The sequence below is a fragment of the Accumulibacter sp. genome, from assembly GCF_016789985.1.
Taxonomy (GTDB): domain Bacteria; phylum Pseudomonadota; class Gammaproteobacteria; order Burkholderiales; family Rhodocyclaceae; genus Accumulibacter.
On sequence record NZ_JAEUOL010000140.1, the window covers coordinates 21,533 to 27,953 of the forward strand.

Sequence of the window (6,421 nt, forward strand, 5' to 3'; positions counted from 1 at the left end):
GCGACACACTGGAAAAAGGGAACAAGATGTCGTTGGCGGAGAATCTGCGCGCTGCTGTTGATGGCGGCCTGTCCGGCTACGAAACGGCCGGCGGAGTGGGGCCGGATGCCTATTGTGCCGCATCCAGCTATCATCCGATGGCGGACGGCAAGTATCTGCAGATCCTGGCAACACTACGTCGCAGTCGGTTGCTTTCCGAGCATCAGTTTGAAGCGCGTGTGGCGGCGGCCTGCGGTCGTCTTGCACGGGCGGCACTTTGCCGGGAAGAGAATGGCTGGTGCTGGGGCCTCGGGTTCCCCTGGCGCGGGCTGCCGGCGGCAGAACCCTTCCTGATCACCTCGGCACTGATCGTCCGCGGCGCACTGGATTGCCGCTGTGCGGGCTCTGCTGCGGAACCCCTGTTGGCCTTGCTTGGTAATGGGGTGCGTGGGCTGGGTGGGTGGATTGAAGGCTTGGCAATCCCGGTTGGCGAACACGGATTGTCGATTCCCGCCTACTCGCCGGGAATACGGGCGCCGATCTACAATGCCGCTGCTTGTGCCTACGCCACCTTGAAGCAGGCTGAAGTCGTCGGGTGCTGGTCCGCGTTCGAGGCGCAATGCCGGCCGTCATTGCAATGGATTGGCTCACGTCGAGTGGCTGGCCTGGGTTGGCCTTATTCCCCCGCCAGTCCAGTGGTCGACCTGCTTCACCAATGCTACATCCTCAACGCAATGGGGGATGTATTCGGGACCGATTCGATCGAACGGGCAATTGCGGAGATGGTCGGCCAGTTTGCCGGGGCCTGTGGTTTCGCCGACGTGATTCATCTGGTCGCCAGTGGCGAGCTGGAAGCCACTCGCCGTGACATCCAATGGCTACGCCCGTTGGGTGAGCAGTGGATCGAGGTGCTTCCCAAGCCGGCCCGCCTGTGGTCTCTCGGTGAGCTCCTGGTCGTGGTGTCTCGTCTGGGGCTCGATGGGGAAAGTGCCGAGGCGTGGTTCCGGCTGGGCCGTCGGCTTGCCGAATCGATCCTGCAACGCACCAGTCTGGTCGATGATGTCGAGGCGAAGTATCCGCGGCATCTGATGCACGCACTGCACGGCTTGAGCGCTTATCTGGCACTCCAGCGGGAGCGAGCCAGACGTCCGGCAGCAGGATCATCACCGGAGGACGGGCGCGCGTGAGGATGCTCGGTGCTTCGCTGCTGCGGCGCTGTGTCGATGGCTCTGCCATGCTGCGTCAGGTGGCCGGAGTCGGGTGGGGCGGGGATCAGTCGTGGAACCGCTTCGGGATCAGGGATCCATCGATCCTCACCAACGCGGCGGGTCATCCGGTGCTGGACGAGGCAGGCCGGTTCGCCATGTTCTTCAATGCGCGCGACAGGGCGACCACCGATGGCGGTGTCACGTGCGTTGGTCTTGCCCAGGGAACCATGGAATCCGGTTGGACCAGCGAGCCGCAGCCGGTCTTCGTCGATGGCGCCTATGCCGCGCAGGGCAGCGTCCTGCAGCTGGCGCCCGATCACTTCCGCATGTACTACAGTCCGGATACCCTGTGGGGCTTTGCGCTGGCTTCTTCGACGGATGGACGCTGTTGGCGACGTTTCGGTACGCGCCCGATTCTCGAACCGGGACAGTTCGGTGTACGACGCATGGGTCTGCCTTTCGTGCGGCGGATCGGGCAGCGATGGATCATGCTCTTTGAGGGAATGGCCGGGAGCGGGTTTCATATTTATCTGGCGACATCGCTGGACGGCATCGAGTGGCGAGCGGGCAATCAGGGGCGGTCGGTGTACACTCCTGCCGACGGGGCATGGGACTGTCTGGGTCAGGCCAATCCGAGTCTTTACGTGGAGAACGAAGAGGCGGAAGACTCCGGCTACTTCATTTTCTATAATGGCTGTCGGGAAGTTCATGCCTGGGATATTGGCGTCCTCCGCTCAGATTCACTCGAAGGACCCTGGCGCAGTTCCCCGGCACCTGTCCTGTGCCGGGGGCAGCAGGGTGGCTGGAATGCCGGACGTGTCGAAGGGGCAAGGCTCGTCGAGCGGCCCGAGGGCTTGCCGGGAGTGGTCTATTTTGCCTTGCCGACCACGGATTCCTACGCTGGCGGCCGTATCGCTTTTGCCTCGATCGATGCCGCCGCAAACTGCGCTCCCATGGCCGAGAGAAATGCAGGAGCAGAGCGCGCCTACAACGACCAGCTGGCGCTCAGGTATTTTTCTGTCTGGGACAACTTTCCGATCCAGCGTTTTTCAACCGACATGGAATTCCGCCTGATCGACAAGGTGGTGTCTCCGTTATCGAAGGTCATTCTTCTGGGCAGCGGTGGTGGTCGGGAACTGCCGGTCCTGCTGAACAAGGGGTGCCGGGTGACAGCCGTCGATATCTCGCCACAAATGCTGGCTGTTGGACGGCAACGCTATGCGGATGCCGACGTTGGCTGGATAGAGGCGGATCTGCACGAGTTACCGGCCGAGTTGGTCGATTTCGATGCCGGTATTTGCTTGGGAGCGGTTTTCAACTACTTGCGCGAACCGGACTTGTTTCTTGCCAATGCCAGACGTTGCTTGAAGCCTGGCGGGTCCCTGGTGCTCGCGGTGATCAATTCTCGGCATCCGACCGAGGCCCATGTCCGGACTGAGCTGTCTGACGGTCGCGTGCGCGTGCTTTACAGTGTGTCGCAGCTTGAGCAAATGCTTGGCGCCATCGGTTTCCGGGTCGAAAAGACCATTGGTGTTCGCTTTCTGGTGGACCTGCTGCCTGCGGAGTGGAACAGCAAGCCCGCACAGCAACCTTCGGGGACGGAGATTCTGAACCGTCTTCTGGTGGCCGAAGCCGAACTTTCGGAACATATGTCGGCCGAGAAGGCAAAGTTCATTCTGCTCCATGCCGTGGCGCGAGCAACCGATCCGCCGGTGACGGTTCGTGCTCTGGTGTGCTCCTGAGGCGATAGCCGCGTGAAGGCGAGTCCGAGGACGGCGGTCTTGATCGGTGAAGACATCGCCTGTGACAGAAGGGTTCTCACTTCGCTGGCCGAATATCCCGTGCCGGAGGTTGTCGATGTCGTAAAGGAAGCGGCGGCGGCTACCGGATTCAGCTTCCATGCCTACTGGAGGGCGGCTGGAGCACTGTTCTCGGCCCTGCTCAGAGGGCGCCGGCTCTGGTCCTTGCTGGGCCGGCAATACGGACTCGGTTCGCAGGAGATCGCTGGTGGCCTGTCTGTCTCCCTACGAAGTTTTGTGCGAGCCCAGCAAGGCGCGCGGCGTCTTCGCGGCCGGCTGGAGTCGGTACGCCTGATTCACGCGCACGATCTGTTTTGTGGTGTGGTTGGTCTCGAATTGTCGAAGCGCTCCGGAGCTGCTCTTGTTTATGATGCGCATGAGATCGAGTTTCATCGTAACCGCAGGAACAGTTGGTTGCGCACGGCGTTTGACGCGGCCGTCGAGCGCTCCGTGATCAGCGGCGCGTGTGAAGTGCGAGTGGTCAACGAACCGATCGCGGGGCTCTACGCGCGCATCCACGACGTACCGCCCGGGCGATTGCGGGTGGTGCTCAACGACCACTTCGTTCAGTGCTGGCAGAAAGGATCGATTGCCGAACCCGCTCGCGATGCACTGGCTGTGGTCTATGTCGGCGGCGGTGTCCGGGGGCGGCAGCTTGAGCGGCTGGCAGCCGAGGCCAACCGCTTCCGTATCCCCGTCCATGCATTCTTCATCGGCGAAGTACCGGAAGTTGCCAGGGCGGGGGGCTGGATGCTGGGGGCGCGCGATTATGAGGGCGAGTTGCGTTCGCTGGTTGCGGCGTGTCGCTGTGTGATGTGGTGCTGTGTGGACGATGTCTGCCTGAGCTATCGGCTTGCCTTGCCCAACAAGTTCTTTCAGGCTCTGGCGGTCGGTATTCCGGTAGTGGCTGCAGCCGACACTTATCTGGCAGAGGTCGTGCAAGCATACGATCTGGGCTTCACCTACGACGGCAGGAACTTCGCAGCGATCGTGGATGGACTGCGGAGCCCTGGATTCGCTGATCTGGTCGGTTCGGTACGGCGTTTTCGTCTGGCGCTGAGTGCAGGTTCGGTGAGGATCTAGGCCGGTGTACGGGGTTTTCAATCGAGGCCTGCAACGGCTCATCGGGCTGGAGAATTTCCTCGCAGGAACGGTCGTCCGTTGCGGCATGCTGGTTCCAACGCATCTGACGGCAACAGTGGGCTGGGGTCGGAGTCGCCATGCGCGACGCGCGCTACGCGTTGCCGAAGATCGCGGGATTCCATTCATCTGCCTGGAGGACGGCTTTTTGCGCTCGGTCGGGCTCGGTCGGGATGAGCCTCCGCTCTCGTTGGTGGTGGACGACTTGGGCATCTACTACGATGCTGACAAGCCATCCCGGGTCGAGAGGGAGATCGGTCGGGAACTGTCAGAGATGGAGCGCGCGCGCGCGCAGACTCTGGTGTCGCGGTGGCGGCAAGCGAGGGTGTCGAAGTACAACCATGCGCGGGAGTCCCTTCCCGGACTGCTGACTCGGGGCGGCGATGTGGCGGCGAACTACGTGCTTGTCGTTGACCAGACCAGGGGTGACGCCTCGATCCGCCATGGGATGGGCAGTGAATCGGGTTTCCAGCACATGCTGGACGCTGCCCTGGCCGAGAACCCGGGGTCGATGGTCGTGGTCAAGGTGCATCCAGAGGTGGTAGCAGGGTACAAACAGGGGCATTACGATCTGGCAGCCCTGTCGCGCAACCCCCGTGTCTGCGTGCTGGGCGGCGATGTCCATCCCGTGGCGCTGATCGAGCAGGTGCAGGCGGTCTATGTCGTGACTTCGCAAATCGGTTTCGAAGGGCTGTTGTGGGGCAAGCGGGTGCGCGTTTTCGGCATGCCGTTCTATGCCGGCTGGGGATTGACTTCGGATGAGCTGCGTGCCCCCGACCGCCGTCGGCCGGTGCCTCTGGAGAATCTGGTTCACGGGGCACTGATCGGCTATCCACGCTATGTCGATCCGGAGACCCGCCAGCGTTGCGAGGTCGAGCGGCTGGTCGACTGGATGGGCTTGCAGCGCAGAATGCGCGAGCGGTTTCCGGCCGAGGTCGTGGCGCTTGGCTTCTCGCGCTGGAAAAAGCCAATCGTCAGAAGTTTTTTTCAGGGCTCCGCAGTGCGTTTTTCCGACGGACCTGCTCCTCCCGGCTCTTCGGCGTACGCGATCTGGGGGCGCAAGGCAGCCCCTGGGGGCGGCTCTGCAGACGGCAGGGTGGTGCGACTCGAAGACGGGTTTCTGCGCTCGGTCGGGCTGGGCGCGGAGCTCATTCGTCCGCTCTCCTGGGTGATGGATGGACGCGGGATTTACTATGACGCAAGCGCTCCGTCCGATCTGGAATGCCTGCTGCAGGTGAGCGATTTCGATGCACAGATGCTGGTTAGAGCGAGAGCTCTGAGGGAACGCCTGGTGGCGACCGGGGTGACCAAGTACAACGTCGGTTCTGTCAGGTGGGTGAGGCCGCTGGGCATCGATGGCGGCATTGCGCAGACCCGTCTGCCGGCCGACCGGAACACTGGGGTTCGGCTTGCCGCAGGCCGCAGTGCGTTGCAGCGGGCGTCCGGACCGGTGATCCTCGTCCCCGGGCAGGTGGAATCAGATGCTTCACTCGCTTATGGTGCGCCCGGCATTCGCCGCAATCTCGAATTGCTGCGTGCGGTACGAACTGCCGAGCCGCACGCCTATCTGATCTACAAGCCGCATCCGGATGTGGCTGCCGGTTTGCGACTGCGCGGCGAGGGTGAGGACGACGCCGGCCGCTGGTGCGACGAAGTGGTGACAGACGTGGCCATGGGTGATCTGTTGCCCGAAGTGGATGAGGTACACACGCTGACCTCGCTAACCGGTTTCGAGGCCTTGCTGCGGGGCCGCAAGGTGGTCTGCTATGGGCAACCCTTTTACGCGGGCTGGGGTCTGACTGTCGATGTTCTGCCGTTGCGTCGCCGGCAGCGCTCCCTGACGCTGGACGAACTGGTTGCCGGAGTGCTCATCGTGTACCCGACTTACGTGTCCCGAACAACCGGCAGATTCACCACGCCGGAACGGGCACTGGATGAATTGCTGGCATGGCGTCAGGAGAAGCCCATACTGCATGGAGCATGGCGGCGAATGATCGGCCGCTTGTTCCGCAAGAATTGAGTGCTCGATGAATGTATATCCTTATACAAAACTTCGGGATCTCGCCGTAAGCTGCTGGTTTTCTTGAGCAGGTGTCAGGATGGGCTGGGCTGCGGAGGAGCTGAAGGAAATTGATCTGGGGGACCGAAGACTGAACCGTGCTTATCCGGTTAACTCCCAAGCTTACTGGATGTAGTGGGTGGTGATTTTGTGGCGTAGAGCTCGGCATAGGTCGGTGCGGTGACGTCGCCGGCGATACCGAGCAGAGAGAGGAAGGCGTTGAAAGGAGAGAAGCG

General features: G+C 62.2%; 4 protein-coding genes and 2 pseudogenes. 5 read left to right on the top strand and 1 reads right to left on the bottom strand.

Features of this window, described 5'->3' with window-relative positions:
- Nucleotides 1-26: 26 nt before the first annotated feature.
- The 5 genes and pseudogenes from JNK99_RS07995 to JNK99_RS08010 all read left to right on the top strand — a co-directional run bounded on the left by JNK99_RS07995 (nucleotide 27) and on the right by JNK99_RS08010 (nucleotide 6,146).
- Nucleotides 27-1,166, top strand: coding sequence for a hypothetical protein (locus JNK99_RS07995; protein ID WP_291851110.1), 1,140 nt, complete (start codon nucleotides 27-29; stop codon nucleotides 1,164-1,166).
- Nucleotides 1,167-1,168: 2 nt separating this feature from the next.
- Entirely contained in the window at nucleotides 1,169-2,929 is a 1,761-nt protein-coding gene (locus JNK99_RS08000; protein WP_291851125.1) for a methyltransferase domain-containing protein, read from the top strand.
- A gap of 294 nt (nucleotides 2,930-3,223) precedes the next feature.
- Nucleotides 3,224-3,529: pseudogene (locus JNK99_RS17650) on the top strand (glycosyltransferase); the annotation flags it as partial.
- 26 nt (nucleotides 3,530-3,555) lie between these two features.
- Nucleotides 3,556-3,645 (top strand): hypothetical protein, encoded by a 90-nt coding sequence (locus tag JNK99_RS17655; RefSeq protein WP_366518734.1) that lies wholly within the window; start codon nucleotides 3,556-3,558, stop codon nucleotides 3,643-3,645.
- Nucleotides 3,646-4,073: 428 nt separating this feature from the next.
- Nucleotides 4,074-6,146 carry a capsular polysaccharide biosynthesis protein gene (locus tag JNK99_RS08010; protein ID WP_291851116.1) on the top strand — a complete coding sequence of 691 codons (2,073 nt, stop codon included), beginning with the start codon at nucleotides 4,074-4,076 and terminating at the stop codon, nucleotides 6,144-6,146.
- 149 nt (nucleotides 6,147-6,295) lie between these two features.
- Here the strand turns inward: JNK99_RS08010 and JNK99_RS08015 are convergent.
- A pseudogene (locus JNK99_RS08015) lies at nucleotides 6,296-6,421 on the bottom strand (IS1595 family transposase); the annotation flags it as partial.

Bases quoted from the DNA above. Each gene is read 5' to 3' on its own strand.
- JNK99_RS08000 (WP_291851125.1), top strand. From the start codon at position 1,169: ATGCTCGGTGCTTCGCTGCTGCGGCGCTGTGTCGATGGCTCTGCCATG.
- JNK99_RS07995 (WP_291851110.1), top strand. From the start codon at position 27: ATGTCGTTGGCGGAGAATCTGCGCGCTGCTGTTGATGGCGGCCTGTCC.